Annotated in this window: 23 protein-coding genes; 22 read left to right on the top strand and 1 reads right to left on the bottom strand. The window is 57.7% G+C overall.

Annotated elements, in window-relative coordinates; genetic code table 11:
* The first annotated feature begins 11 nt into the window (after nucleotides 1–11).
* From EDD77_RS06640 to pgsA, 6 genes are all read left to right on the top strand, one after another.
* Entirely contained in the window at nucleotides 12–944 is a 933-nt protein-coding gene (locus EDD77_RS06640; protein WP_058963590.1) for a DUF1385 domain-containing protein, read from the top strand.
* Complete coding sequence (gene prmC, locus EDD77_RS06635; RefSeq protein ID WP_058963589.1) at nucleotides 938–1,801, top strand: peptide chain release factor N(5)-glutamine methyltransferase; 864 nt, start codon at nucleotides 938–940, stop codon at nucleotides 1,799–1,801. Before EDD77_RS06640 ends, prmC begins: the two co-directional genes overlap by 7 nt.
* Before the next feature lie 180 nt (nucleotides 1,802–1,981).
* Entirely contained in the window at nucleotides 1,982–3,142 is a 1,161-nt protein-coding gene (gene recA, locus EDD77_RS06630; RefSeq protein ID WP_058963588.1) for a recombinase RecA, read from the top strand.
* A gap of 4 nt (nucleotides 3,143–3,146) precedes the next feature.
* The gene (locus EDD77_RS06625) at nucleotides 3,147–3,659 is read left to right on the top strand and encodes a regulatory protein RecX (protein WP_058963587.1); all 513 of its coding nucleotides are present in this window, start codon (nucleotides 3,147–3,149) and stop codon (nucleotides 3,657–3,659) included.
* Nucleotides 3,660–3,873: 214 nt separating this feature from the next.
* Nucleotides 3,874–5,226 carry a 30S ribosomal protein S12 methylthiotransferase RimO gene (rimO, locus tag EDD77_RS06620; RefSeq protein ID WP_058963586.1) on the top strand — a complete coding sequence of 451 codons (1,353 nt, stop codon included), beginning with the start codon at nucleotides 3,874–3,876 and terminating at the stop codon, nucleotides 5,224–5,226.
* A complete protein-coding gene (gene pgsA / locus EDD77_RS06615) occupies nucleotides 5,210–5,785 on the top strand; it encodes a CDP-diacylglycerol--glycerol-3-phosphate 3-phosphatidyltransferase (protein WP_058963585.1) in 576 nt (191 codons plus the stop codon). Before rimO ends, pgsA begins: the two co-directional genes overlap by 17 nt.
* 86 nt (nucleotides 5,786–5,871) lie before the next feature.
* Here the strand turns inward: pgsA and EDD77_RS06610 are convergent, their stop codons facing one another.
* Nucleotides 5,872–6,726 (bottom strand): MurR/RpiR family transcriptional regulator, encoded by an 855-nt coding sequence (locus EDD77_RS06610; RefSeq protein WP_058963584.1) that lies wholly within the window; start codon nucleotides 6,724–6,726, stop codon nucleotides 5,872–5,874.
* Between the two features lie 351 nt (nucleotides 6,727–7,077).
* Between EDD77_RS06610 and EDD77_RS06605 the strand changes: the two genes are divergently transcribed.
* The 16 genes from EDD77_RS06605 (at nucleotide 7,078) to glgD (ending at nucleotide 26,490) form a co-directional block, all read left to right on the top strand.
* The gene (locus EDD77_RS06605) at nucleotides 7,078–8,424 is read left to right on the top strand and encodes an ABC transporter substrate-binding protein (protein ID WP_058963583.1); all 1,347 of its coding nucleotides are present in this window, start codon (nucleotides 7,078–7,080) and stop codon (nucleotides 8,422–8,424) included.
* 163 nt (nucleotides 8,425–8,587) lie between these two features.
* Nucleotides 8,588–9,532 carry a carbohydrate ABC transporter permease gene (locus EDD77_RS06600; protein ID WP_058963582.1) on the top strand — a complete coding sequence of 315 codons (945 nt, stop codon included), beginning with the start codon at nucleotides 8,588–8,590 and terminating at the stop codon, nucleotides 9,530–9,532.
* Nucleotides 9,533–9,545: 13 nt separating this feature from the next.
* Complete coding sequence (locus tag EDD77_RS06595) at nucleotides 9,546–10,379, top strand: carbohydrate ABC transporter permease (protein WP_058963581.1); 834 nt, start codon at nucleotides 9,546–9,548, stop codon at nucleotides 10,377–10,379.
* A 106-nt stretch (nucleotides 10,380–10,485) separates the two neighbouring features.
* Nucleotides 10,486–10,956 (top strand): YhcH/YjgK/YiaL family protein, encoded by a 471-nt coding sequence (locus tag EDD77_RS06590; RefSeq protein ID WP_058963580.1) that lies wholly within the window; start codon nucleotides 10,486–10,488, stop codon nucleotides 10,954–10,956.
* A 505-nt stretch (nucleotides 10,957–11,461) separates the two neighbouring features.
* Entirely contained in the window at nucleotides 11,462–13,066 is a 1,605-nt protein-coding gene (locus EDD77_RS06585) for an ABC transporter substrate-binding protein (RefSeq protein WP_058963579.1), read from the top strand.
* A 156-nt stretch (nucleotides 13,067–13,222) separates the two neighbouring features.
* Nucleotides 13,223–14,185 (top strand): ABC transporter permease, encoded by a 963-nt coding sequence (locus tag EDD77_RS06580; protein WP_058963578.1) that lies wholly within the window; start codon nucleotides 13,223–13,225, stop codon nucleotides 14,183–14,185.
* A gap of 19 nt (nucleotides 14,186–14,204) precedes the next feature.
* Nucleotides 14,205–15,101, top strand: a complete 897-nt coding sequence (locus EDD77_RS06575) for an ABC transporter permease (RefSeq protein ID WP_058963577.1) — start codon at nucleotides 14,205–14,207, stop codon at nucleotides 15,099–15,101.
* A gap of 12 nt (nucleotides 15,102–15,113) precedes the next feature.
* Nucleotides 15,114–16,139, top strand: coding sequence for an ABC transporter ATP-binding protein (locus EDD77_RS06570; RefSeq protein ID WP_058963576.1), 1,026 nt, complete (start codon nucleotides 15,114–15,116; stop codon nucleotides 16,137–16,139).
* 2 nt (nucleotides 16,140–16,141) lie between these two features.
* On the top strand, nucleotides 16,142–17,152 hold the full coding sequence (locus EDD77_RS06565; protein ID WP_058963575.1) for an ABC transporter ATP-binding protein: 1,011 nt from the start codon (nucleotides 16,142–16,144) through the stop codon (nucleotides 17,150–17,152).
* Between the two features lies 1 nt (nucleotide 17,153).
* Entirely contained in the window at nucleotides 17,154–18,800 is a 1,647-nt protein-coding gene (locus EDD77_RS06560) for an FAD-binding protein (protein WP_077138507.1), read from the top strand.
* On the top strand, nucleotides 18,797–19,246 hold the full coding sequence (locus tag EDD77_RS06555; RefSeq protein WP_058963574.1) for a YhcH/YjgK/YiaL family protein: 450 nt from the start codon (nucleotides 18,797–18,799) through the stop codon (nucleotides 19,244–19,246). The genes EDD77_RS06560 and EDD77_RS06555 overlap by 4 nt, the downstream gene beginning before the upstream one ends.
* 68 nt (nucleotides 19,247–19,314) lie before the next feature.
* Nucleotides 19,315–20,232, top strand: coding sequence for a dihydrodipicolinate synthase family protein (locus EDD77_RS06550; RefSeq protein ID WP_058963573.1), 918 nt, complete (start codon nucleotides 19,315–19,317; stop codon nucleotides 20,230–20,232).
* A 105-nt stretch (nucleotides 20,233–20,337) separates the two neighbouring features.
* On the top strand, nucleotides 20,338–21,549 hold the full coding sequence (locus EDD77_RS06545) for an AGE family epimerase/isomerase (RefSeq protein ID WP_058963572.1): 1,212 nt from the start codon (nucleotides 20,338–20,340) through the stop codon (nucleotides 21,547–21,549).
* A 478-nt stretch (nucleotides 21,550–22,027) separates the two neighbouring features.
* Entirely contained in the window at nucleotides 22,028–24,082 is a 2,055-nt protein-coding gene (glgB, locus tag EDD77_RS06540; protein WP_058963571.1) for a 1,4-alpha-glucan branching protein GlgB, read from the top strand.
* Between the two features lie 72 nt (nucleotides 24,083–24,154).
* Nucleotides 24,155–25,372 (top strand): glucose-1-phosphate adenylyltransferase, encoded by a 1,218-nt coding sequence (locus EDD77_RS06535; protein WP_058963570.1) that lies wholly within the window; start codon nucleotides 24,155–24,157, stop codon nucleotides 25,370–25,372.
* Complete coding sequence (glgD, locus tag EDD77_RS06530; RefSeq protein ID WP_058963569.1) at nucleotides 25,366–26,490, top strand: glucose-1-phosphate adenylyltransferase subunit GlgD; 1,125 nt, start codon at nucleotides 25,366–25,368, stop codon at nucleotides 26,488–26,490. The genes EDD77_RS06535 and glgD overlap by 7 nt, the downstream gene beginning before the upstream one ends.
* Nucleotides 26,491–26,577 lie beyond the last annotated feature (87 nt).

Genomic DNA, 26,577 nt, shown 5'->3' with positions numbered 1-26,577 from the left:
AAGGAGAAAGAATGGAAAAACCAAAGGAATGTTTTAAAACCAGCGTGGGCGGTCAGGCCCTGATGGAGGGCATCATGATGCGCGGCCCTAAAAAGATCTGTGTGGCCGTGCGCAAGCCGGACGGGGAGATCGACCTGACCATGGAGGACGTGAAACACCACAAATGGCAGAAGATCCCCTTTGTGCGGGGTGCTTTTTCCATGATTGAGAATCTGGTGCTGGGTTACCGGTATCTGATGCACTCCGCCGAGGTGAGTATGCCCGAGGAGGAGCAGGAGGAGCCCGGCAAGCTGGACAAATGGCTGCAGGAGCATACCGGCCCGAAGTTCCAGAATTTTCTGATGGGGCTTGCCGCGGTAATGGGCGGTATGCTGGCCATCGTGCTGTTCATGGTATTGCCCACCGCCATTGTGGGCGGTGTGAACCACTTTGTAAATCTGGGCTGGGGCAAGGTGCTGCTGGAGGGCGTGCTCAAGATTGCCATGTTTGTGATCTACCTGTTCCTGTGCACCCGCATGAAGGACATTCATCGTGTGTTCGAGTACCACGGTGCAGAGCACAAGACCATTGCCTGCTATGAAGCGGGCGAGGAGCTGACAGTGGAAAACATCCGCCGTCACTGCCGCTTCCATCCCCGTTGCGGTACCAGCTTTATGATCCTGGTGCTGATTGTGAGCATTCTGCTGTTCAGCGTGCTGCCCTGGAGCAGCACCGGTCTGCGCGTATTCCTCAAGCTGCTTTTGCTGCCGGTGGTCATGGGCATCAGCTACGAGCTGATCAAGCTGGCCGGCCGGTACGACAATCTGGCCACCCGCATCATCAGCGCACCGGGGTTGTGGCTTCAGCGGCTGACCACCTTTGAGCCGGACGATTCCATGATTGAGGTTGCCATTGCTGCGGTGAAGCCGGTGCTGCCCAGCCGCCCGGAGGACGGGCTGTGGTAAGCGGCGCGCCCTGGGCTGCCCATGCATGGGCACGGACCCGGCTGGAACAGGCCGGTGTGGAGGATGCCGCCTTCGATGCCGCCTGCCTGATGGAGCTGGTGGCAGGCAGAAACTGGCGCTGGATGGACGGCGAGCTGACCGAGGCGCAGAAAAATCGGCTGGAACAGCTGGTGGAAAAGCGGGCGCAGCGGTATCCGCTGCAATATCTGGCGGGCCGGTGGCCCTTCCTGGACTTTGAGCTGGAGGTGGGTCCCGGGGTGCTGATTCCCCGGGCGGACACCGAGCTTCTGTGCGAGACCGGCGCCGAGCTGCTGGCAGGCAAAGCGGAACCGGAGGTTCTGGATCTGTGCGCCGGCAGCGGCTGTGTTGGCCTTGGGCTGAAACGGCTGGTTCCCGCCGCCCGGGTCACCTGCCTGGAAAAAAGCCCGGATGCCTTTGCCTATCTGAGCCGGAACGCTGCCGGGGCTCTGCCCGGCTCTGGCCCGGAGCATCCGGCGGTGCGGCCGGTGGCAGGAGATGTGTTCTGCTACCAGCAGCAGCTGGGAGCGGAAACGCTGGATCTGATCCTTTCCAATCCTCCCTATGTGACCGGCGACGAGATGAAGGCCCTGGAGCCGGAACTGCGCTTTGAGCCGGAAATGGCACTGGAAGCTCCTCATGAGGGGCTGGCCTTTTACGAGCACATTGCCCCCGCCTATTTCGGTGCGCTGCGCCGCGGCGGCTGGCTGGCGGTGGAGATCGGCTGGGCCCAGGCGGCGGCAGTACGCGGTATTTTTGAGGCCGCAGGTTACCGGAATGTGGCCGTCCGGCAGGATCTGGCGGGCAAAGATCGGGTGGTTTTGGGGCAAAAAGCCTGAAAAACAGGAGTATTGGTCCGATAAAACGGTCGATCAAGAAGAAACTTACAACTTGCAGTTGTAAGTTTCTTCTCTTTTGTGTATAATAAGAACATGCGAAACAAAAAGCGGCCCGGTCAGTTGACCTGTGGCGGCAAAGATAAAACATCAATCCGGTTTGAATAAAGGAGCAGAAGCATTATGGCAGACAAGAAACCTCTTCCTTCCCCCAGCAAGAAGGCTGCGGGCGACAAAAAGGCCGCGCTGGAGACTGCGCTGGCCCAGATTGAAAAGCAGTTCGGCAAGGGCGCAGTGATGAAGCTGGGCAGCAATGTGGCCATGCAGGTGGATGCCATTTCCACCGGCAGCCTGTCGCTGGATCTGGCGCTGGGTGTGGGCGGTATGCCTCGCGGCCGTGTGGTGGAAATTTACGGGCCGGAATCCAGCGGTAAGACTACTCTGGCACTGCATGTGCTGGCCGAGGCTCAGAAAGCCGGCGGCGAGGTGGCCTTCATCGACGTGGAGCATGCGCTGGATCCGGTGTATGCCCGCGCCCTGGGTGTGGACATCGACAGCCTGCTGGTGAGCCAGCCGGATACCGGCGAGCAGGCGCTGGAAATCTGCGAGGCGCTGGTGCGCTCCGGCGCCATTGACGCCATCGTCATCGACTCGGTTGCCGCCATGGTGCCCCGCGCCGAGATTGAGGGCGAGATGGGCGACTCCCATGTGGGCCTGCAGGCCCGCCTGATGAGCCAGGCGCTGCGCAAGCTGACCGGCGTCATCGGCAAGACCAACACCGTGGCCATCTTCATCAACCAGCTGCGTGAGAAGGTGGGCGTGACCTACGGCAACCCGGAGGTGACTGCCGGTGGCCGTGCGCTGAAATACTACTCCTCCGTGCGCATCGACGTGCGCCGCATCGAAGGCCTGAAGGATTCCACCGGCGCCTTCATCGGCAACCGCACCCGTGCCAAGGTGGTAAAAAACAAGGTGGCTCCTCCCTTCAAGGAGGCCGAGTTCGACATTATGTTCGGCGAGGGCATCAGCAAGACCGGCGAGATTCTGGATCTGGCCGTCACCCTGGGCATTGTGCAGAAGAGCGGCGCATGGTTCAGCTATGGCGAGACCCGTCTGGGCCAGGGCCGCGACAATGTAAAGATCTACTTCAAGGAACACCCTGAGCTGATGGCGGAGATCGAGGAGCTGGTGCGCCAGAATGCCGACAAACTGGTAAAGGGCGGCAAGAAGGCGAAGGGCTCCGTGACCCCGGTGGTGGCCGCGCCCGCCGCAGCAGAAGCCCCCGCCAAGGAGAAGGCGGCCGCGGTGAGCGAGGCCGACCTGGACATCATGGTCGAGGACTGAGCCGGTGCTGTTTGAAGAGGAGGACAAAACCTACCGCCGCGCACTGGACAAGGCCATGGAATACCTTTCGCTGCGGGATCATTCCAGCGGCGAGCTGTATGACAAGGTGCGCAAAAAGGTGGAGGATGACCACGCAGCAGCCGCAGCTGTGGCCCGCTGCGTGGAGCTTGGGCTGATCAATGATGAGGCCTTTGCCCGCCACCGGGCGAAATACCTGCTGGCCCGCCATAAAAGCCCGGCCCAGATCCGGGCTCATCTGGCGGAAAAGGGCGTGGACCGGCAGATCGCCGCTCAGGTTCTGGAGGAGCTTTTTGAAGAGGAAAGCCCCGCCGACGCGGTGTATCAGCTGTTGTGCCGCAGTTATGGCCGCAAGCTGGCGGCAGGCAAGCGCCAGAACGTGATTGCTGCCATGGCACGCCGGGGCTTTTCCATGGGGCACATCCGGGAGGCGCTGGCCCGCTGGGAGGAGGAAAATCCAACCGAAGAGGAGCAGCCGGACTGGGAGCCGGAGTTCTGAGCCGTCAAAGAGTGAAAAGGGCGGGGAAATGGCCGGATTTCCGCCAACTTCCACCCTGCAATGCTGGACTTTGCCCCTATAAACATGATAGAATAACAGGGCGAGGGAGTGTTCTCCCTCGCCTTTTCCTGTATGGCCGCCCGCCCGGGTTTGTTCAAAATGCACACAGGGCGCGAAGCGGCGTGAACCAACGAGCAAAAAGGAGAATACTGCATTGAATATCGCAATCATTTCGCTGGGCTGCCCCAAAAATCAGGTGGATGCCGACGTGATGTGCCACGGTCTCATCGCTGCCGGCCACACCACCACCGCCGACCTGAGCTTGGCGGATGTGATCATCGTGAACACCTGCGGCTTTATTGAGAGCGCAAAGACTGAGGCCATCGAGAATATCCTGAACGCCTGCTCCTATAAGGAACAGAACCCCAACCTGAAGGTGGTGGTTACCGGCTGCCTGGCCGAGCGGTACCAGCACGAGATCCGCACCGAGATTCCCGAGGTGGATGCGGTGGTGGGCATCGGCTCCAACAAGGCCATTCCCCAGATCATCGACCGGCTGTGCGGCGGCGCGGAGGACCAGAACCGGGAGTACTACGGCCCCAAGACCGATCTCCCCCTGGGCGGTCGACGGGTGATCTCCACCCCCCATCACTATGCCTATCTGAAAATTGCCGAGGGCTGCAACAACCGCTGCCACTACTGCGCCATTCCTCTGATTCGCGGCCCGCTGCGCAGCCGCCCCATGGAGGACTGCCTGGCCGAGGCCCGCTGGCTGGCGAATGAGGGCGTGAAAGAGCTGGTGCTGGTGGCCCAGGATCCCACCGCCTACGGCGACGACTGGGGCAAGAACAGCATCTGCGAGCTGCTGGATGAGCTGAACAAGATCGAGGGCATCCGCTGGATTCGCATCCTGTATGCCTACCCCGAGCGCATTACCGACGCCTTTATCGCGGCTATGGTTCGCAACGAGAAGGTTGTGCCCTATCTGGATCTGCCCATTCAGCACTGCAACAGCCGGGTGCTCAAGGCCATGAACCGCAAGGGCGACCGTCAGGTGGTGGAAAGCGCCATCCAGCGGCTGCGGCAGGCCATTCCCGGCATCACCCTGCGCACCACCCTGATTGCAGGTTACCCCGGCGAGACTGAGGAGGAGTTCGACGAGCTGTGTCAGTTCGTGAAGGACACCGCCTTCGAGCGGCTGGGCTGCTTTGCCTTCAGCCCGGAGGAGGACACCGTGGCCGCCTCCATGCCGGATCAGCTGCCGGAGGAGGAGAAGCAGCGCCGGGCCGACATCATCATGCGTGCCCAGGCCAACATCAGCGCCGCCAAGCTGGAAGAGAAGGTGGGCAAGACCCTCACCGTGATCTGCGACGGCATCGACGAGGAAAGCGGCCTGTATCTGTGCCGCAGCGAGGCGGATGCCCCGGAGATTGACGGTAATGTGTGCGTGTCCAGCGAGGATCCGATGTATCCCGGCGAGTTTTATCAGGTGTACATCGAGGAGAGCGACATGTACGATCTGTATGGCTATGTAGTGGAGGATGAGAAGGATGAATCTGCCCAATAAACTCACACTGGCCCGCATCGTGCTGGTGCCGGTATTTATGGTATTGGCCCAGATGAGCCAGTACGGCACTTCGAACTTTGTTCCGGCCTGGTACCTGGCGGCAGGCGTGGTGTTTGCCGTTGCCAGTTTCACCGATTTTCTGGATGGTTATCTGGCCCGCAAGTGGAATCTGGTAACCGATTTCGGCAAGTTTGCCGATCCTCTGGCCGACAAACTGCTCACCACCGTTGCCTTTTTGTACATGATGCGGGACGGCGTGTGCAGCATCTGGGTGGTGGCCATCATTCTGGCCCGGGAGTTTGCTGTGGCCGGCGTGCGTATGGTGGCGGCTTCCTCCAATCATGTGATCGCTGCCAATATGTGGGGCAAGGTGAAAACCGTGCTGCAGATGCTCACAATCCTGTTCTACTATTTCGCGGCGGCTTTCTCCAGTGGCGGAGATATCATGGCCGTGGGTCTGATCTCCATGGTGCTGTGCTGGCTGGTGGCGCTGGTGACCCTGCTCTCCGGCGGTATCTACCTGTGGCAGAACCGGGAATGCTTCATGAACGCAAAATAATCCGGCCGGACCTGAATCTTCCGGAAAAATGAAAAAGGCTTGCCTTTCCATGTGGAAGGCAAGCCTTTTTTGTGTAAAAAGCCGGGTTACAGGTGGCGGATGGCCAGTGCGTTGGCGGTCAGATCCTTGTTGCGCATGGTGGTATCCATGTCGCGGCGGCAGAACTCGTTTACCAGCATGTCCACCACGAACAGCATGGCCATCTTGGCAGCAATGCTGCCGGTCTGCAGCGGGCGTTCGTGACCGCCGCACAGCAGCACCACGTCCGCCATGCTGGCAGCAGGGGAGTCGGCATAGTGGGTGATCAGCACGATCTTTGCGCCGCGGGCCTTTGCGGGCCGGAGCACATCCTCCGCATCCCGGGTAGAGCCGGAATAGGAAACAAACAGAATCACGTCGTTTTCCTCCAGCAGGCTGGCGGCCATGATCTGCATGTGGTTGTCTTCAATGGTAAAGAATTTTGGGGTCACGGTGAGAAAACGGCTCCAGGCCTCCCGCACGGTGGCCATACTGCCGCCGTAGCCCAGGCCAAGAATTTTGCCGGCCCCGGCCAGAAGATCGCCCGCCTTGATCAGCGCTGCCTCGTCCAGAAGCGACAGAGTCTGGTTCAGGGCCTGAATATTGGCTTCATACAGGCGGCGGCACATGGCCTCCACGGTGTTGTCCTCGGGGGTGAGCTCGCCGTAGGCCGCATAGGGGTTGGGCTGATTCAGAATACTGGACTTGGCCAGGGCGAGCTTGAATTCGTTGTAGCCGCCGAAACCCAGCTGCTTGCAGAACCGGAAGATAGTGGCCTCGGCCACCCCGCATTCGCTGGCCAGCCCGGAGATGGACAGATACTGCGCCTGGGCACAGTGCTCGCGCAGATAATCTGCGATCTTACGGGAAGAAGGGGTGAATTGATCGTAGTGGGTATTAATTTGATACATAACATCTAACATAAGCGATACACTCCCCGGAAAATGCTCCTTTCCGCTGTTTCCTGCGAAAAAATTTTTCAAACATAATGTGGAAAGAAGAGAATGCGAATATTTTGTAACTTTATGTAATCATTACAAAATAGAATCAACAGTACTATATATTATAAGGCAAAAGTGACGGAATCACAAGAAAAAAAGGCCTAAAAAGCTGTTGTGCAAGTTCACTGAATATTCATAGAAAAGATAGGTGGACTTCACAATTGAAAAAATTTTTCACGAATGGTAGAATTTGAGTAAAGCGAGACGGCATGGTTTTTCCGTGCCCTGATCGAGTCGAACAGACTGAAAAATCCTTAAGGAGGAGAATTTCAAATGAAAAAAGCGTTAGCACTTGTCATGGCCGGCGCAATGGCGCTGTCCATGGTCGCTTGCGGCGGCGGCAGCACCAGCACCGCCACCTCTGGTTCCACCGCTGCCAGCACCGGCACCAGCACCGCTTCTTCCGGCGCTGCTACCGAGATCACCCTGTGGACCTACCCCATCGGCTCCTGGCAGAAAGAGGAGACCGTGAACGGCTTCATCGCTGAGTTCAACAAGCAGTACCCCGACATCAAGGTCAATGTGGAGTACCTGGACTACACCAACGGCGACGATAAGGTAACCACCGCCATCGAAGCCAAGAACACCCCCGACATCATCTTCGAGGGTCCCGAGCGTCTGGTATCCAACTGGGGCGCCAAGGGCCTGATGGTTGATCTGAGCGACCTGTGGACCGAAGAGGCCACTGCCGACATCAGCAAGACCAGCGAGGCTGTTGTGAATGCCTGCAAGGGTGCCGACGGCAAGTACTACGAGTACCCCCTGTGCATGACCGCCCACAACATGGCCATCAACTACGAGCTGTTTAAGGAGACCGGTGCTCTGCAGTACATCGACGAGGAGACCCGCACCTGGACCACCGATAACTTCGTGAAGGCTCTGGAAACCCTGCGCGACAGCGGTAAGGTTATGACCCCCGCCATCGTTTACTGCGGCGGCCAGGGCGGTGACCAGGGCACCCGCGCTCTGGTGAACAACCTGTACAGCGGCACCTACACCAACGCTGATCACACCGCTTACACTGCCAACAGCGCCGAGAACGTGAAGGCTCTGGAGCTGCTGCAGAAGCTGAACAACGAGAAGGCCCTGACCTTCGATCCCGCTCTGCAGGCTTCCGACGAGCTGCAGATGTTCGCCAACGGCACTGCTGCCATGACCTTCTGCTGGAACGCTTCCAACGAGGCTACCTACGCTGAGCAGGTTACCTTCACTCCCTACGCCATGAACTTCCCCACCGATGACGGCAAGGTTGAGCTGTGCGGCGGTATCTGGGGCTTCGGTATCTTCGACAACGGCGACGACGCCAAGATCGAGGCTGCCAAGACCTTCATCAAGTTCATCTGTGACGACGCCACTCAGGGCCCTGCCAGCGTGCAGGCTACCGGCTTCTTCCCCGTGCGTTCTTCCTTCGGCAACGTGTATGCCGGCACCGAGGATGAGACCCGTATGGCTACCTTCCAGACCTTCCTGCCCAACATGGGTGACTACTACAACGTGACCGGCGGCTGGACCGAGCAGCGCACTGCTTGGTGGAACATGCTGCAGGAAGTTGGCAACGGCAGCGACGTTCAGGCTGCTGCTGACAAGTTCGTTGAGACTTCCAACGCCGCCATCGGCTAAGGAACAGCCCTTCCGACTGATTCGTTAGAGTAGGGACGCGCACCTCTCTTTTTCGCCCGATGCGCAAAAAGAGAGGTGCGCTCTTTCTTAAAAGGCATGAACATGATTCACCCGCTGTTCCGGCGTTAGAGGAACCTGTGAGAGATGAGAGGAGAGGATCCATTTGACTACATCTGCAACCAAGCAGCCTGTAAAAGGACCCAGCAAGCGCTCCGGCCTTGGCATCAGCCGGGCGGAGGCACGCCGTGAGACCATTGCGGCCTACCTTTTCCTGTTGCCGTTTTTGATCGTTTTCGTCGGCTTTGTTCTGATCCCCATGGTCATGTGCCTGTGGACGAGCTTCTTCGATTCCACCATGGCCCGTGAGGATATTTTCGTTGGATTTGGCAACTACATCAAGATGTTCCAGGATGATATTTTCTGGAAGGCTTTGATGAATACCGCACTGATCGTGGTGGTGGCCGTGCCCACTGTTACCGCGTTCTCTCTGTGGGTGGCTTCGGCCATTTATAAAATGAAGGCAGCTTCCTGCTCCTTCTTCCGCTGCATCTTCTATCTGCCCGTTGTAACCGGTACCGTTGCCGTTACCGTGGTGTGGAAGTGGATGTTCAACAACTACTACGGCATCATCAACTATGTGGCCAAGGGCGTTGGCGTGATCGACAACAACGTGAACTGGCTGGGCAACCCCAAGACTGCCATCTGGTGTATCATCCTGATCCTGTTCACCACCAGCATCGGTCAGCCCATTGTTCTGTACGTTTCCGCTCTGGGCAACGTGGACGCCAGCCTGACCGAGGCTGCTCAGGTGGACGGTGCCACCAAGCTGCAGACCTTCTGGAAGATCATGTGGCCCCAGATCACTCCCACCACCCTGTACATCCTGGTTATCACCACCATCAACAGCTTCCAGTGCTTCGCTCTGATTCAGCTGCTGACCAGCGGCGGCCCCAACCATGCCACCGATACCATCATGTACTACATCTACTACCAGGCCTTCAAGCTGTATCAGTACGGCTACGGCAACGCCATGGGCGTGATCCTGGCCATCATCATCGCTCTGCTGTCTGCCCTGCAGTTCAAGGTAGCCGGCAAGGGCAACGACTAAGGAGGCATAGAAGATGAATACTGTAACTGGCAAAATGACTCCTTATAAGGTCATCTCCGGCATCATCCTTGCCATTCTGACCGTGTTCCTGGTGTTCCCCCTGTACTGGATCTTCACCGGTTCCGTAAAGACTGCGGCGGACATCAACACCCCCACTCCCCAGTGGTTCCCCACCAACCCCACTCTGGCCAACTACGAGAAGCTGTTTGACAACCCGGCTCTGCTGTGGCTGTGGAACACCATCTTTATTGCTGTGGTTGCCATGGCCCTGACCTGCATCACTGCCGCCATGGCCGGCTATGTGCTGGCCAAGAAGAAATTCTACGGCCGTACCGTGATCTTCAGCCTGATCGTCTGCGCCATGGCTCTGCCCAAGCAGGTTATCCTGATCCCCCTGCTGAAGGAGATGTCCTTCCTGGGCATCCACGATACCCTGTGGGCCGTGATCCTGCCCACCGTCGGCTGGCCCTTCGGCGTATTCCTGATGAAGCAGTTCAGCGAAGGCATCCCCAACGAGATGCTGGAAGCTGCCCGCATCGACGGCGCCGGCGAGATCCGCACCTTTGTGCAGATCATTCTGCCCATGGTCAAGCCCGGTATCGGTGCTCTGGCCATCTTCACCTTCATCACCGCCTGGAACGATTACTTCATGCAGTTGATCATGCTGACCAAGAACACCAGCCTGACCATCTCGCTGGGTATTGCGAACCTGCAGGCTGAAATGGCCACCGACTTCGGCCTGATCATGGCCGGTGCTGCGGTTGCTGCCATTCCCATCCTGGCCGTGTTCCTGATGTTCCAGAAGTACTTCACTCAGGGCATCACCATGGGTGCGGTAAAGGGTTGATTTTCAGAACCCGTTTGTTTCCCAAAACCAGGTGGCTGCCGCCACCTGGTTTTTTTGTCAATATCGGCTGCTGTGTGAACAGGTGGCCGGAAAAGGAGAGAATACCATGATCTACGATAATTTCAGCAATCTGAGCGCCTACAAGGGCTTTTCCAAAGGCCTGGACAAGGTGATCGAATGGGCCAAAACCCACAAGGTGGAGGAGCTGCCCCTGGGCCGTACCGAGATCGACGGCAGCCGGGTTTTCGTGAATGTGATGGAAGCGGATACCCGCCCGGAAGCAGGCGCCCATTATGAAGTGCATCATAAGTATATGGATCTGCAGATGGACATCGAGGGCTGTGAGGACTTCGAAGTGCCCAGCAGCTACTGCCAGGACGAAAAAGGCTTTGACGATGCGGCAGACATCGGCTTCGGAGATGGCCCGGTGGGCGACCTGGGTCATCTGGGCGGCGGCAAATTTGCGCTGTTTCTGGCCGGCGAACCGCACATGCCCACGTTGAGCAACGGCAGCTGCACCCATGTGAAAAAAGCCGTGTTCAAGATTTTGAGCAACGAATATTACGACGAGGTCTGATCAGGGCTTGCGGGTAAGGGTCCCGCCACATTCCGAAAAAGGGAATGCGGCGGGACCCTTTGTCTGTGAGGTTTAAATGGAAAAAATGAGTGAAAAATCTGCAAAAGCGACGGAGAATGGGGCCAAATGATGAAAAAAATTTTCATTTCTGCTGGAAATGAAAAAAGAGGGAAGGAGAAACGGGAAGCGGATGAATCAGAAAAATCGTTTCAATGGAAGCGTCAAAAGTAACAAAAAATAACAATTCAAAGCTGTTAATTGCCCACAGATAGCCAAAAAATGACTTTTGAAAGAATGGCTTGTGCAAAATGACAAATTTGCCTCGGGTAGATTCGTAGGATTTCATAATTGAAAAAATTTTTCATAGATGGTACCATAAGAGTAAAGCAAGGGGCGCGTGAGCGCACACCTTGTTCCAAGGGAAATGGAGCACCTTGGCTCTGATGCATACTTATTAATAAGCGATTGGAGAAGGTGCTCTCGATTTTTGAAGGAGGCAAAAAACATGAAGAAAGTTCTTGCACTTGTTCTCGCAGCTGCCATGGCACTTTCCATGGTAGCCTGCGGCGGTGGCTCGACCACCACCACCAGCGGTTCCACCGCAACCAGCGGCGCAGCCAGCACCGGCACTGCCGCTGCCGCCAGCGATGGCACCCTGAAACTGATTCTGTCCACCACCGACGGCAGCAGCACCGACGACAAGGTGCCCATCCCCTGGCTGAATCGTACCATGCCCACCAACCTGATGTTCCGCAGCCTGTTCATTTCGGACAGCACCCTGAACGAGGCAAGCCCCGACCTGGCCGAGAGCTATGAGGTCAGCGAGGACGGCCTGACCTACACCATCACCCTGAAGGACGGCCTGAAGTGGAGCGATGGCGAGCCCCTGACCGCTGACGACGTTCTGTGGTCCATCGATGCCGCTCTGCAGACCACTCAGGTAAACTCCATCTACACCTCCGCGTTCAAGAAGATCGCTGACAAGAGCGCCGAGGGCAACGTGATCACCCTGACCCTGAGCGAGCCTTACAGCTCCCTGCCTCAGATTCTGAGCCAGTTCGCCATCCTGCCCAAGCACAGCCTGGAGAACGTGGACGTTCTGAAGCTGGACGCCGACACCACCTTCTGGCAGAACCCCGTAACCAGCGGTTACTACATGGTTGGCGAGTTCAACGTGGGCAACTACTTCACCATGGTTCCCAACCCCAACTATGAGGGCACTCCCGCCAAGATCCAGAAGGTTACCGTTTCCTATGTGAACGATTACCTGACCGCCGCTCAGTCCGGCAACGCCGACTACCTGTACGGCAACGCCACCGACCTGGTGGAAGCCATGCAGGGCATGAGCAACTACACCTCTCACGAGGTTGACGTACTGTTCTACAAGTACTTCATCTTTAACATGGAAGGCACCGACGGCACCCAGAACGAGGCCATGCAGAACGTTGAGGTCCGCAAGGCTATCATGGAAGCCATCGACCGCGCCACTCTGGCCACCCTGTATCCCAGCGCAACCGTGCTGAACTCCGGCGTGCCCGATTCTCATCCCGCTTACAACGGCTTCACCTACACCTTCGACACAGAGAAGGCCAAGGCTGACATCGCTGCTTCCGGCTACGACATGAGCCGTCCCATCCGCATCTGCTACTACAACAACGATCAGACCAGCATCGACCTGATCAACACCATCGTTTACTACCTGGAGCAGGCTGGCCTGACTGTTGAGTCCACCCTGTCCAACGACGGTACCACCGATCTGTTCACTACCCGCCAGTACGACATCGGCTTCAAGGGCAAGAGCTCCTTCTCTCTGGACGAGTGGTACAGCGAGTACCTGAGCACCGATGCTCTGTTCCAGAAAATCTGGGGCGGCGACACTTCCTTCGACGAGGCCATTGCCACCTACTCTGCTGCCACTACCGAGGAAGAGAAGAATGCTGCTCTGAAGACCCTGCAGGATCTGGAGCAGGAGAAGCTGTACAAGGTTCCTCTGTTCACCGTTGGTAACTATGTGTTCACCAGCAGCAACGTGAAGATCCCCGAGGGCGTCACCTTCTGCAACCCCCTGTACAGCTGCGATCTGGATTTCGCCAACTGGGAAATGGCCTGATCCGCTGATATCGCTGCGATCCCTGGCATAATGTGATTGCTGGAAAGGGAGAGACATTGGCCTTTGCCTTTCGTCTCTCCCTTTCCCCTTTTCGGCAGGCTCCTGCGACGGGCCTGTGCTTCGCCCCATTTGAATCACCGAGATTGGAGTGAGAACATGCTAAAGTTCATTCTCAAAAAGCTTCTTCTGATGATCCCGATGCTGCTCGTCATCAGCCTGATCGTGTTCTTCGGCCTGCAGGCGACCGGTATCGATCCCATCAACTTCATGCTCAGTCCCGAACAGCTTTCCGCCAGCCCCGAGGTGGTGGAGCAGCTGCGTGAGGAGCTGGGCCTGAACGATCCTCTGATCGTTCAGTATTTCAACTGGCTGGGCAACATGCTGCACGGTGACTTCGGTTATTCCATCACCGACGGTACCTCCATCGCCAGTACCCTGGCGGTCCGCATGCCCTACACCCTGGAGCTGGCCGGTTATTCCCTGGTGCTGTCCGCCATCATCGGCATCGGCATCGGCATCATCTCCGCCATCCGTCAGAACGGCATCATCGACTACATCGGCCGCGTGCTGGCCGTTCTGGGCCAGGCGGTTCCCCAGTTCCTGGTGGGCATCATCCTGATCCAGATCTTCTCCATCAAGCTGGGCATCTTCCCGGCGGCGAACCGTGTCAGCCCGGATGCCACCAACGCTTTTGTGGACGCCTTCATGCATCTGTTCCTGCCTGTGGCCACCCTGACCATCGGCATGGTGGCGGTTCTGATGCGTTACGCCCGCAACACCATGCTGGACGTGCTGAACAGCGACTACATCAAGACCGCCCGCAGCAAGGGCATCCCCGAGTGGAAGGTTTACTTAAAGCACGGCTTCCGCAATGCCATGAAGCCCGTTCTGGTGATTCTGATGTTCCGTATCCCCACCCTGATCGGCGGCTCCGTGGTTGTTGAGAGCGTGTTCTCCTACCCCGGCATCGGTATGACAATGACCAACGCCATCGTTGCCAACGACTACAACGTGGTTATGGTGACCACCCTGATCATCGCCGCCACCATGCTGGTGTGCTCCTTCATGGTGGACGTGCTGAACGCCATCATGGACCCGCGCGTGCGGCTGGGCGAATAAGCGAGAGGAGGAGTAGAATATGAGCAATCCCAATGCGGCAGCAAGCATCAAGGAACAAAACAAAAGCGCGGCCTCCTCTTTGCTGAAAAAGAATGTCCGCAAGTTTTTGAACAACAAGCTGGCTGTGTTTGGTCTGGTGGTCGTGGTAGTCATGACCCTGGCCTGCATTATCGGCGCCATTATGGGCGTGGACTACGCCACCCCCGACCTGACCAACATGAAAGCCGCTCCCGAGGCAGGCCACATCTTCGGCACCGACACCATCGGCCGTGACCTGCTGGCCCGTGTGCTGATCGGCGGCTGCTATTCCATCCTGATCGGCGTGTTCTGCGCCGTGCTCAGCAGCGTGATCGGCGCAGCGCTGGGCGCCATCGCCGGTTACTTCGGCGGCTGGGTAGACGGCGTGATCGTACGTATTTCCGAGATCTTCCAGGCATTCCCCCAGCTGGTTCTGGTTATGATGCTGGTTGCCATTCTCAACCAGCGCGGTCTGGGCAACCTGCTGTTCATCTTCGTGGTCACCGGCTGGATGACCACCTTCCGTATGGTGCGTAACGAGTTCATGAGCCTGAAGAACGAGACCTACGTTAAGGTCTGCGAAGCTTTTGGCATGAAGCGCAGCAACATCATGTTCAAGCAGATCCTGCCCAACGTGATGAGCCCCATCATCGTTTCCACCACCACCAACGTGGCGTTCTTCATCCTGCAGGAGGCTTCCCTGAGCTTCATCGGCCTGGGCGTTGCCGACAGCACCCCCACCTGGGGCAATATCCTGAACGCTGCAAAGTCTGTTTCCGTGGTTACCAACCAGTGGTGGATCTGGGTATTCCCCGGTCTTGCCATCAGCCTGTTCGTTCTGGCCATCAACTTCTTCGGCGACGGCCTGCGGGACGTTCTGGACCCGAAACAGCAGTAAGGAGGCGGCAGTATGGATACAAAAGAGATCATCTTAGACGTAAAAAATCTGAATACCACCTTTATTTCCGACCGCAAGGAGATCCGGATCGTAAAGAACGTTTCCTTCCAGTTGAAGCGCGGCACCGCGCTGGCGGTTGTGGGTGAGTCCGGCTGCGGCAAGAGCGTGACCATGAACTCCATCATGCGTTTCCTGGGCAAGAACGCCCGGGTCGAAGCGGACAACATCCAGTACAACGCCCTGCGGGACGGCAAGGTGACCGAGTATCATCTGGAAAAGATCAAGGAGCCCAACGGCCCTGAAATGCGCGCTCTGCGCGGCCCGGACATGTCCATGGTGTTCCAGGATCCCATGTCCAGCCTGAACCCCGTTTACAAGGTGGGTGACCAGGTGGCTGAGGGTCTGATCCAGCACACCGGCATGAAGAAGAAGGAAGCCCGTGTGAAGGTGCTGGAAATGTTCCGCAAGCTGGGCATTCCCGATCCCGAGGAGCGCATCGACAACTACCCCCATCAGTTCTCCGGCGGCATGAAGCAGCGCGTGGTGATTGCCATCGCCATGATCTGCAACCCGGAGCTGATCATCTGCGACGAGCCCACCACCGCGTTGGACGTTACCATCCAGGCACAGATCATGGAACTGCTCAAGGATCTGCAGGTGAAGGAAGGCAAGTCCATCGTGCTGATCACCCATAACATGGGCCTGGTGGCCGAGATGGCCGATGAGGTCTGCGTCATGTACATGGGCCGCGTGGTGGAATTCGGCAGCCTGGAGGATGTGTTCGACCGCACCTCTCACCCCTACACCAAGGCGCTGCTGCGCAGCGTGCCCGTGCTGGGCCTGGCCGACGGCCAGAAGCTGGAGACCATTCCCGGCTCCACCCCCAACCCGGCCAACCTGAAGCCCGGCTGTGAGTTCGCGGACCGCTGCCCCGAATGCACCGCCGCCTGCCGTGAAAAGGATATCCCGACCTTCGAGATCAGCCCCGGCCACCGGGTTCGCTGCTTGAAGTATAAGAACTTCCCGGAGGTGGACTGATCATGAGCGAAAATCGTGAAGTTATCTTTAAGATCGAAAACCTGAAAACCTGGTTCCCCATCACCAAGGGCGCCTTCAAGAAAGTCGTGGGCCATGTGAAGGCCGTGGACGACGTGAGCCTGGAAGTGTACAAGGGCGAGACCCTGGGCATCGTGGGCGAGTCCGGCTGCGGCAAGTCCACCTTCGGCAAGACCATTATGATGCTGGAGAAGCCCACCGGCGGCAAGGTGCTGTTCAACTACGGCGGCGAGTTCAAGGACGTGACCAAGTTCAACAAGGAGGAAATGTTCCAGTTCCGCCGCAAGGTGCAGATGGTATTCCAGGATCCCTATTCCGCCCTGAACCCCCAGAAGAAGATTTACACCTCCTTCGAGGAACCCCTGAAGGTTCATGGTGTGAAGAGCGAGGCTGACCGTGAGGCCGTGATGCAGAAGGTGCTGAAGATGGTTAATATCCAGCCCGACTACCTGATGCGTTACCCCCACGAGTTCTCCGGCGGCCAGCGCCAGCGCCTGTGCATTGCCCGTGCGCTGGAGGTTATGCCCGAAGTTCTGGTGTGCGATGAGCCCGTTTCCGCGCTGGACGTGTCCATTCAGGCGCAGGTTCTGAACCTGATGAAGGACATCCAGAAGGAAATGAACCTGACTTACCTGTTCATTGCTCACGACCTGAGCGTTGTGCAGTATATGTCCGATCGTATCGTGGTTATGTACCTGGGCAAGATTGTGGAAATCGCTGACAGCCGTGCGCTGTACGACGAGCCCCTGCATCCCTACACCCAGGCGCTGCTGAGCGCCATTCCTGTGCCTGACATTCACAAGACCAAGAAGCGTCAGGTGCTGGAGGGCGAGGTACCCAGCCCCATCCACAAGCCCAGTGGCTGTGCCTTCCACAACCGCTGCCCCAAGTGCATGGAAATCTGCAAGACTGTGGATCCCGCCATGGTGCACCACGGTGCAGAGGGCCACATGGTCGCCTGCCATCTGTATGACAAAGAGGCGGCGAAGGCCTGAGATGCGGCTGAAATATTCAAGGCACTGTGATGTGCTGGTGGTCGGCTCTGGCATTGCCGGAATCATGGCGGCCCTTGCTGCGGCGGTGGCCGGCCGTTCGGTGATTCTGGCAAGCAGTGGCCCGGTGTTCTCCGGCTCCAGCTTCTACCCTGGAACCTGGGGTCTCGGGCTGATCGGGCCGGAAAACGAAGCCGACCAGGAGGATCTGGTTCAGAGCATTCTGGAGGTTGGCTGCGGCATGGCGGATGAAGCCATGGTACGGGCCTTTGTGGCGGGCATTGCCCCGGCCATCGAGGGCGTGAAGGCCATGGGCGTTCAGCTGAAGGCTGCTGCCGACCAGAATCAAAAGGATTTTATTCCCTGTTTTGACCGCAAGCACCGCAGCTGGAACGGTCTGCTGTTCGACAGTATGCGCCAGGTGTTCTCCCGCAAAATGGAGGAATCCGGCGTGGAGCAGCTGCCCGGCTGCGAGCTGCTGCAGCTGATCAAAACCGACGGACGGGTGAGCGGTGCAGTGGTCTGCTGCGGCAAAGAGCTGACCGCCATCCGGTGCGGTGCGCTGGTGCTGGCCACCGGCGGTTATGGCGGCCTGTTCCGGGATCGCCTCACCACCGATGATGTGGCTGGCGCCGGCCAGTGGCTGGCGCTGGAAGCCGGGGCGGAGCTGGTGAATCTGGAGTTCATGCAGATGATGCCCGGTTACCTGAACCCCTGCCGCAAAACCATTTTCAACGAAAAAACCTTCCGCTACACCCGCTTGACAGGGCCGGACGGAAGGGATATTCTGGAGAACGAACCGGACCGGCAGGCCCTTCTGGAATGCCGGTCCACCCACGGGCCGTTCACCAGCCGGCTTATTTCCAGGCGGGTGGATCTGGCCATGGTGAAAGCCGCGCAGGCCGCGCCGGAGCAGGGAGTTACCGTGACCTACGGCCCTGAAATCCGGGAAAACACGCCTGAGTTCGTGCGTACTTACTTTGACTGGCTGTGGGAGAAAAAGCATCTGACCATGGATGACCCGGTGCAGATTGCTCCCTTTGCCCATGCGGCCAATGGCGGTGTGCGCATCGATCCCAACGGTTTTACCGGAGTGCCCGGGCTGTTTGCCTGCGGTGAGGTGACCGGCGGCATGCATGGCGCGGATCGGATCGGCGGTCTTTCCACCGCCAACGGGCTGGTGTTCGGCAGAAAAGCGGGCGAGAGTGCGGCGGCTTTTGCGGCAGCACAGCCCGTGCCCAGGGCAGATGGCCCGGTGGAATTTGACGCCCGGATTATTCCGGATCAGGCCGAGCGCCGCCGCCGGATGCAGGACGTGATGAGCGAATGCGGCATGGTGGTTCGTACCGGCGAAGCGCTGCGGCAGGGCATGGAGCGCCTTGCGCAGCTGGCAGACGGATGCGCGTTTACCGAAGGCGACGACGCCACGCAGATCGCGGCCAGCCGCCGGCTGTGGGCGCAGCTGCACCTGGCACAGGCCATTCTCAGCGCGCAGTGCATGCGCACCGAGAGCCGCGGTTCCCACTACCGGGCGGACTACCCGGAACGGAATCCTGCCATGGAGCGGCGGATTCTGGTTCGGCTGGAGGGCAGCACAGCCCGCGCCGCCTTTGAACAGAACCTTGCAGAAGAGAGGTCTGAAAAACAATGATTTATACCAATTACCAGCAGATGGAGCGCTACCTGGGCGTAAGTGACGCACTGGACACCGCCATCCGCTATCTGAAAACCGCCGACCTGAGTCAGTTGCAGTTCGGCCGCAACGATGTGGACGGCGACAACGTTTACATCAACCGTTTTGATTACGACACGCTGCCGCTGGAGAAGGCCGCCTGGGAGGGACACGCCCAGTATGCCGACATCCATGTGCTGCTCAGCGGCGAGGAAAAGATCGGTGTGACCGATGTTTCCCGTCTGAAGGCCACCACCCGGGATGAAGCCACCGATTTCATCGGTTACGAAGGCCCGGTGGAGACCTGGTTCACCATGCACCCCGGTGACGTTCTGGTGGTATTCCCCGAGGACGTGCACATGGTAAAGGTGCAGCTGAACGGTGAGGCACACGTACAGAAAGCTGTGTTTAAAGTGCGGGCCTGATCCCGCAGTTTAAATAGTCCTTGCGGACAAATTTTTAAGGTGTATTTCCAAAAAAGGAGAGGAAAAACATGAAAGACATTTCCAAGTACCAGGGCATTATTCCCGCGTTTTACGCCTGCTATGACGACGAAGGCAACATCAGCGTTGAGCGCACCAAAGAGCTGACCCGCTACTTCATCAAGAAGGGCGTTAAGGGCGTATACGTTTGCGGTTCCTCCGGCGAGTGCATTTACCAGAGCAAGGAAGAGCGCAAGCAGACCCTGGAGGCTGTGATGAGCGAAGCCAAGGGCAAGCTGACCGTGATTGCCCATGTGGCCTGCAACAACACTGCCGACAGCATGGAGCTGGCTGCTCATGCCGAGAGCCTGGGCGTTGACGCCATTGCCTCCATTCCTCCCATCTACTTCAAGCTGCCCGAGCATGCCATCGCTCAGTACTGGAACGACATTTCCTCCGCTGCTCCCAACACCGATTTCGTGATCTACAACATCCCGCAGCTGGCCGGCGTGGCCCTGACCATGCCCCTGTTCCGCGAGATGCGCAAGAACCCCCGCGTTGCCGCTGTGAAGAACAGCAGCATGCCCGTACAGGACATCCAGATGTTCAAGATGGAAGGCGGCCCGGACTTTGTTGTATTCAACGGTCCCGACGAGCAGTTCATCTCCGGCCGCGCCATGGGCGCTGACGGCGGCATCGGCGGTACCTACGCTGTAATGCCCGAGCTGCTGCTGAAGGCTGACGAGCTGCTGAAGGCCGGCAAGGTCAAGGAAGCTGCCGAGGTTCAGTACGCCATCGACGCCATCATCTACGCCATGTGCGCCTGCAAGGGCAACCTGTACGCTGTGATGAAGGAGATCCTGCGCATCCGCGAGAATCTGGACATCGGCGGCGTTCGCAAGCCCCTGCCCAACCTGTTCCCCGAGGATATGGAGCAGGTCAAGAAGTGCGCCAAGATGATCGACGAGGCCATTGCCAAGTTCTGCTGATCGTACTTTGTTTTTCAGCCCGGACCCTGCAACGGGGCCCGGGCTTTCAGAGATTTTAAAAAGCGGCTGTTTTCCGGCCGCTTCGCACAAGGAGTTGTGATTATCATGGATAAGCATGTAGAGCAATTGAAAGAGTATCAGAAGTGGGTTCGCGAGGAGCTGGAGCGCAGCGTGAACTTCTGGCTGAAGAACGGCATGGATCACGAGCATGGTGGCGTTTACACCTGCCTGGACCGCACCGGCAAGCTGTTCAGCACCGATAAGAGCGTCTGGTTCCAGGGCCGCTGCGCCTGGACCTTCTCCTACCTGTGCCATGTATACGGCAAAAAGCAGGAGTGGCTGGATGCGGCCAAGAGCTGCCTGGACTTCATGGAGAAATACTGCATCAACCGGGAAGCCGGCGACCGCATGTACTTCACCGTGACCGCCGACGGCAAGCCTCTGCGTCAGCGCCGTTACTGCTTCTCTGAAGGCTTCTACGCCATCGCCAACGCCGAGTACTACGGCGTGACCGGTGAGAAGGAGTGCATCGAGCGCGCCCGCCGCGCCTACGAGCTGATCTATCAGCTGAACAACGGCCTGATCAAGGATCCCACCGGCATGGGCCCCAAGACCATCCCCGAGACCCGCACCGGCCGCGCTCTGGCTGATCCCATGATCTACCTGAACATCACCGCCGTGATGCGCCGTTGTGACCCCGAAAACAACGCGCTGTACGAAGCACGCGCCAAGGAGTGCTGTGAGACCATCTTCAAGTATCACTTCAAGCCCGAACTGAAGTGCACTCTGGAGACGGTTGGCATGAACGGCGAGCTGCAGATGGACTACACCGCCGGCCGTGTGGTCAACCCCGGCCACGACATCGAGTGCAGCTGGTTCGTGATGGAGCAGGCCAAGCACACTGGCGACGAGGAGCTGCGCAAGAAGGCTCAGACCCTGTTCGATTACGCTTACGAAGGCGGCTGGGACAAGGAGTACGGCGGCCTGCTGTATTTCATCGACTGCAAGGGTCTGCCCCCGGAGGCTTACGAGCATGACATGAAGCTGTGGTGGCCTCACAACGAGCTGCTCATCGCCAGCATGATGATCTACCGCGATACCCAGGATGAGAAGTATCTGAAGATCTTCGATGAGACTCTGGAGTACTGCAAGAAGGTGTTCAGCGATCCCGAGTACGGCGACTGGTACGGCTACCTGCGCCGCGACGGCAAGCCCACCGAGCCTGCCTGCAAGGGTTCCACCTTCAAGGGCCCCTTCCATCTGCCCCGTTGCCTGATGATGGTGGATCAGCTGATCGACGAGATCCTGGCCCGCTGATTCAACTGGCGGAAAATCAACCAGAAACAGGAACCCCCGTATCGGAACTGCCGGTACGGGGGTTCTTTTTGTGAAAAAACAAAAAACATAGTATAAAACTTGGAATTAACGCACATTTTACAGTTCTGCGTGTACAGAGAGAAAAATATCCTGTATACAAAAAGAAGAACATGTTTTACCATAAAAAATGTACCCGGGAGAAACACGGTTGTCCGCCCTGAAAATCTTCTGCTCCAGCTGGGAAAAGAATGTATAAAATGGCAGTAAAAAAGTAGGAAAAACCCAAAACCGAAAGCGTTCGGAAAATCCGCCGCTTTGCCCAACTAAGTGGAAAAAGCATTGTGCAAATATGCCAAAACGAAAAAAATGCAAAATGGTTTTTTGGCACTATATGACATAAAATACTTGAAAAATATCTTAAAAATGGTATGATAAAGGTAACGTATTGGGGTAAAAAGCCCCAGGGAGGGAGACAGGCGTGAAGAAAGAACATAAACATGCGGAGCTGCCCATATATTTGTTTAAGCAGGGCAACAATTTTGAGGCTTACCGGTTCTTTGGCGCCCACATGGAACGGCAGGGAGACCGGGAGGGGGTCGTGTTCCGCACCTGGGCCCCCCACGCGAAAGCGGTGTGCATCGTAGGCGATTTCAACAGCTGGGTGCCGGGAAGTCATCCCATGCAGCAGCTGGAGGACACCGGCATCTGGGAAGCATTCATTCCGGGGATTCAGGAATATGATGTGTACAAGTACTGCATCACCACCCCGGGTGACGAACTTCTGTTTAAGGCGGATCCCTATGCGTTCCATGCAGAGACCCGGCCGTCCAACGGCAGCAAGGTGTACAACCTGGACGGGTACCAGTGGCAGGACGATGAGTGGGAAGCCAGGCAGAAAAAGGCGGATCCCATTAACGGCCCCATGAACATCTACGAGTTGCACGCGGGCAGCTGGAAGGTGAAGGAAAACGGAGATCCCTACAACTATTCCGAGTTGGCGGATCAGCTGATTCCGTATCTGCAGTACATGGGCTACACCCATGTGGAGCTGCTGCCTGTGACCGAGCACCCCTTCGATGGGAGCTGGGGCTATCAGGTAACCGGATATTTTGCGCCCACCAGCCGTTATGGCACCCCCAAGGACTTTATGAACTTTGTGGACAAGTGCCATCAGGCCGGAATCGGCGTGATCATGGACTGGGTGCCTGCGCATTTTCCGAAGGATGCCTTCGGCCTTTACATGTACGACGGCGCGCCCTGCTACGAGGATCCCAACCCCCGGCGGGGCGAACATAAGGAATGGGGCACCATGGTCTTTAACTATGGCATGCCCGAGGTGGAGAGTTTCCTGGTGTCCAGCGCGCTGTTCTGGATCGAGCAGTACCACATCGACGGCCTGCGTGTGGACGCGGTTGCCTCGATGCTGTATCTGGATTACAACCGGCGCGACGGGGAATGGGAGGCAAACATCCACGGCGGCAAGGAAAACCTGGAGGCCATCGCCTTCCTGCGCAAGCTGAACAGCACTGTGCTGGGCCGCCATCCCCACAAGCTGATGATCGCCGAGGAATCCACTGCCTGGCCCATGGTGTCCAAGCCGGCGGAGGACGGCGGCCTGGGCTTCAACTTCAAGTGGAACATGGGCTGGATGAACGACATGCTCAGCTACATGAGCACCGACCCGCTGTTCCGCGCAGGCAACCACAACAAGGTGACCTTCAGCTTCTTCTACGCTTTCAGCGAGAATTTTGTTCTGCCCATCAGTCACGATGAGGTGGTACACGGCAAGGGCAGCCTGATCAACAAGATGCCCGGCGAATACAAGGACAAGTTCGCAAACCTGCGCACCTTCTATGGCTATATGATGGCGCATCCCGGCAAAAAGCTGCTGTTCATGGGCCAGGAATTCGCCCAGTTCAGCGAGTGGAACGAGGCCAAGGGCCTGGACTGGATGCTGCTGGAATACGACAGCCACCGCCAGATGGAGGCCTATGTGCGGGATCTGAACCATTTCTACACCGAGCATCCCGAGCTTTGGGAAGTGGATTACAGCTGGGAGGGCTTCCAGTGGATTGTGCCGGATGACAACCAGCAATCGGTGATTGCTTTCCTGCGGCGGGACGCCAAGGGCAAGATGATCATGGTGGTCTGCAACTTCAACCCCATCGAGCGCGTGGATTACCAGATGGGCGTGCCCAATCCCGGTACATACAAGGAGCTGCTGAACAGCGATGATGTGAAGTACGGCGGCGGCGGTGTGCACAACCCGGCCAAGCGTACCCGCAAAAAGCCTCTGCATGGCTTTGATCAGAGCATTCAGCTTACGCTGCCTCCGCTGAGCACCGTGTACTTGGCCGTGCCTGAAGCGAAAGCGCAGCCCAAAAAGACCGCGGCCAAGAAAACAGCCGCCAAAAAGTCTGCTGCCAAAAAGCCCGCCGCAACGGCAGCTAAAACCGCAAAAACTACCGCAGCGGGAACCAAACAAGCCAGGAAGCCTGCCGCCTCCAAAAAGGCGGCTCCCAAGGAGAAGTAACCGCTTCTTTCTGGGCGCTTTGGAATAAAACAGCACATTAAGGCGGAAAAACCGCCGATAAGGGGAGAAAAAATTATGAAAGAATGTATCGCAATGCTGCTGGCCGGCGGCCAGGGCTCACGGCTTTATGCCCTGACCCAACGGCTGGCAAAACCGGCTGTACCGTTTGGGGGAAAATACCGCATCATCGATTTCCCCCTGTCCAACTGTGTCAACTCCGGCATCGACACTGTTGGCATTCTGACCCAGTACCAGCCTCTGGTGCTGAACGAGTACATCGGCAATGGCCAGCCCTGGGATCTGGACCGTCTGTATGGTGGCGTTCATGTGCTGCCCCCTTACCAGACGGCAACCGGTTCCGACTGGTACAAGGGCACTGCCAATGCCATTTACCAGAACATCAACTTCATCGACCGGTATAACCCCGGCTATGTGGTGATCCTTTCCGGCGACCACATCTACAAGATGGACTACGGCAAAATGCTGGACTTCCACAAGGAGAACGGCGCCGACTGCACCATCGCCGTAATGGAAGTGCCCTGGGAAGAGGCCAGCCGTTTCGGCATCATGACCGCCGACGAGAACAACGTGATCACCAAGTTTGAAGAGAAGCCGAAGGAGCCCAAGAGCAATCTGGCCTCCATGGGTATCTATATCTTCACCTGGGAGAAGCTGCGCAAATTCCTGATCGAGGACGAGGCCAACCCCGCTTCCGACAACGATTTCGGCAAGAACATCATCCCCAGCATGCTGGCCAGCAAGGAAAAGATGGTGGCCTACCACTTCGAGGGTTACTGGAAGGACGTGGGAACCATCAGCAGCCTGTGGGATGCCAATATGGACCTGCTGAACCCCAACGTTTCTCTGGATGTGTGGAGCGATGACTGGAAGATCTACTCCCGCAACTCCGGCATGCCCGGCCAGTGGATCGGCGCCAACGCAGTGATCGACAACTCCATGGTTACCGAGGGCTGCCGCGTGGAAGGCAAGCTGATTCAGAGCGTTCTGTTCGCCGGTGTTAAGGTGGGCGAGGGCGCCGTGGTGGAGGATTCCATCGTAATGCCCGGTGCGGTGATTGAGCCCGGTGCTACCGTTAAGTATTCCATTATTGCCGAGAACGTGGTCGTGAAGAGCGGCGCGGTTGTCGGTGAACGCCCGGAGGACATGGAGAACGTGGACGACTGGGGCGTAGCCGTTGTGGGTGAGGGTGTGACCATTGGCGCAAATGCGAAGGTTGGCCCCAAGGCAATGGTTGTTAAAGATGTTAAGGATGGTGAGGAGCAATGGTAAAATCGAACACGGACGCTCTGGGAATTATTTTCCCCAACGCGCATGACTCCCTGGTGCAGGAACTGGTGGCCGAGCGTACCATGGCTTCCGTACCCTTTGGCGGACGTTACCGCCTGATCGACTTTGTGCTGTCCAGCATGGTGAATTCCGGCATCAGCAACGTGTCCATCGTGGTAAAGCAGAACTACCACTCCCTGATGGATCATCTGGGGTCCGGCCGTGAATGGGACCTGACCCGCAAGCGCGGTGGTCTGAATCTGGTTCCCCCTTATGCGGAAGCCAACGTAAAGCTGTACCGCGGCCGTGTGGAAGCACTGGCCAGCCTGGTGGAGTTTCTGGAGGATCAGAAGGAAGAGTTCGTGATCATGAGCGATTCCGACGTGGCCTTCAACTTTGATTTCAACGAGCTGATTGCCGCTCATGTGGCCAGCCAGGCCGACGTAACCGTGATGTATCAGCGCAGCGCCATTCCTCAGGGCCTGAAAGAGGATAACTACACCCTGAAGCTGCAGGATGGCCGTGTGACCGAGCTGCTCACCAACGATTACCGTCCCGGTGTGCAGAACTTGTCCATGAACGTGTACATCATCCAGCGCGAGAGCCTGGTTGCCATGATCAAGGATGCCTCCATCCGTGGCCTGCTGTACTTCGAGAAGGACATTCTGGCCCGTAATCTGGAGCTGCTGAATGTGCAGGGCTTCGAATACACCGGCTACACCGCCCGCATCGCGGACCGCAAGAGCTACTTCGAAGAGAACATGCGTCTGCTGGATCCCAAGAATCTGGATGCGCTGTTCCCAGAGGACAAGCCCATTTATACCAAGGTGCATGACAATGCTCCCACCCGCTACGCCATGGACTGCCAGGTGAAGAACAGCATGGTGGCCGACGGCTGCATCATCGAGGGCGAAGTGGAGAACTGCGTTCTGTTCCGCGGTGTCAAGGTCAAGAAGGGCGCGAAGGTGAAGAACTGCGTTCTGATGCAGAACACCGTCGTGGAAGCCGGCGCCGAAGTGGAATACGCTGTGACCGACAAGAACGTGAAGATCACTGCCGATAAGAAGCTGTCCGGCACAGATACCTTCCCGGTATATGTGGCCAAGGGGCACACAGTATAAATAAAGCCTTGAGGGGAATGGCAACATTCCCTGATCTCTCTCCCCGGGGCGGGAGCCGGGGATTCCGCCGGCTCCCGCCCTATCCCA

It is taken from the genome of Allofournierella massiliensis (genome assembly GCF_004345265.1).
Classification (GTDB): domain Bacteria; phylum Bacillota; class Clostridia; order Oscillospirales; family Ruminococcaceae; genus Allofournierella; species Allofournierella massiliensis.
The sequence above is the reverse complement of the archived record's forward strand: the minus strand, read 5'-3'. Positions and strand labels throughout refer to the sequence as shown.

What these genes read in the sequence shown, in the direction of transcription:
- glgD (WP_058963569.1), top strand. Translation starts at nt 25,366, where the DNA reads ATGGTAAAATCGAACACGGACGCTCTGGGAATTATTTTCCCCAACGCG.
- EDD77_RS06610 (WP_058963584.1), bottom strand. Translation starts at nt 6,726, where the DNA reads ATGTTAGATGTTATGTATCAAATTAATACCCACTACGATCAATTCACC.
- EDD77_RS06550 (WP_058963573.1), top strand. Translation starts at nt 19,315, where the DNA reads ATGAAAGACATTTCCAAGTACCAGGGCATTATTCCCGCGTTTTACGCC.
- recA (WP_058963588.1), top strand. Translation starts at nt 1,982, where the DNA reads ATGGCAGACAAGAAACCTCTTCCTTCCCCCAGCAAGAAGGCTGCGGGC.
- EDD77_RS06585 (WP_058963579.1), top strand. Translation starts at nt 11,462, where the DNA reads ATGAAGAAAGTTCTTGCACTTGTTCTCGCAGCTGCCATGGCACTTTCC.
- EDD77_RS06565 (WP_058963575.1), top strand. Translation starts at nt 16,142, where the DNA reads ATGAGCGAAAATCGTGAAGTTATCTTTAAGATCGAAAACCTGAAAACC.
- EDD77_RS06555 (WP_058963574.1), top strand. Translation starts at nt 18,797, where the DNA reads ATGATTTATACCAATTACCAGCAGATGGAGCGCTACCTGGGCGTAAGT.
- EDD77_RS06590 (WP_058963580.1), top strand. Translation starts at nt 10,486, where the DNA reads ATGATCTACGATAATTTCAGCAATCTGAGCGCCTACAAGGGCTTTTCC.
- EDD77_RS06560 (WP_077138507.1), top strand. Translation starts at nt 17,154, where the DNA reads ATGCGGCTGAAATATTCAAGGCACTGTGATGTGCTGGTGGTCGGCTCT.
- EDD77_RS06595 (WP_058963581.1), top strand. Translation starts at nt 9,546, where the DNA reads ATGAATACTGTAACTGGCAAAATGACTCCTTATAAGGTCATCTCCGGC.
- pgsA (WP_058963585.1), top strand. Translation starts at nt 5,210, where the DNA reads ATGAATCTGCCCAATAAACTCACACTGGCCCGCATCGTGCTGGTGCCG.
- EDD77_RS06545 (WP_058963572.1), top strand. Translation starts at nt 20,338, where the DNA reads ATGGATAAGCATGTAGAGCAATTGAAAGAGTATCAGAAGTGGGTTCGC.
- EDD77_RS06580 (WP_058963578.1), top strand. Translation starts at nt 13,223, where the DNA reads ATGCTAAAGTTCATTCTCAAAAAGCTTCTTCTGATGATCCCGATGCTG.
- EDD77_RS06570 (WP_058963576.1), top strand. Translation starts at nt 15,114, where the DNA reads ATGGATACAAAAGAGATCATCTTAGACGTAAAAAATCTGAATACCACC.
- EDD77_RS06575 (WP_058963577.1), top strand. Translation starts at nt 14,205, where the DNA reads ATGAGCAATCCCAATGCGGCAGCAAGCATCAAGGAACAAAACAAAAGC.
- EDD77_RS06605 (WP_058963583.1), top strand. Translation starts at nt 7,078, where the DNA reads ATGAAAAAAGCGTTAGCACTTGTCATGGCCGGCGCAATGGCGCTGTCC.
- EDD77_RS06640 (WP_058963590.1), top strand. Translation starts at nt 12, where the DNA reads ATGGAAAAACCAAAGGAATGTTTTAAAACCAGCGTGGGCGGTCAGGCC.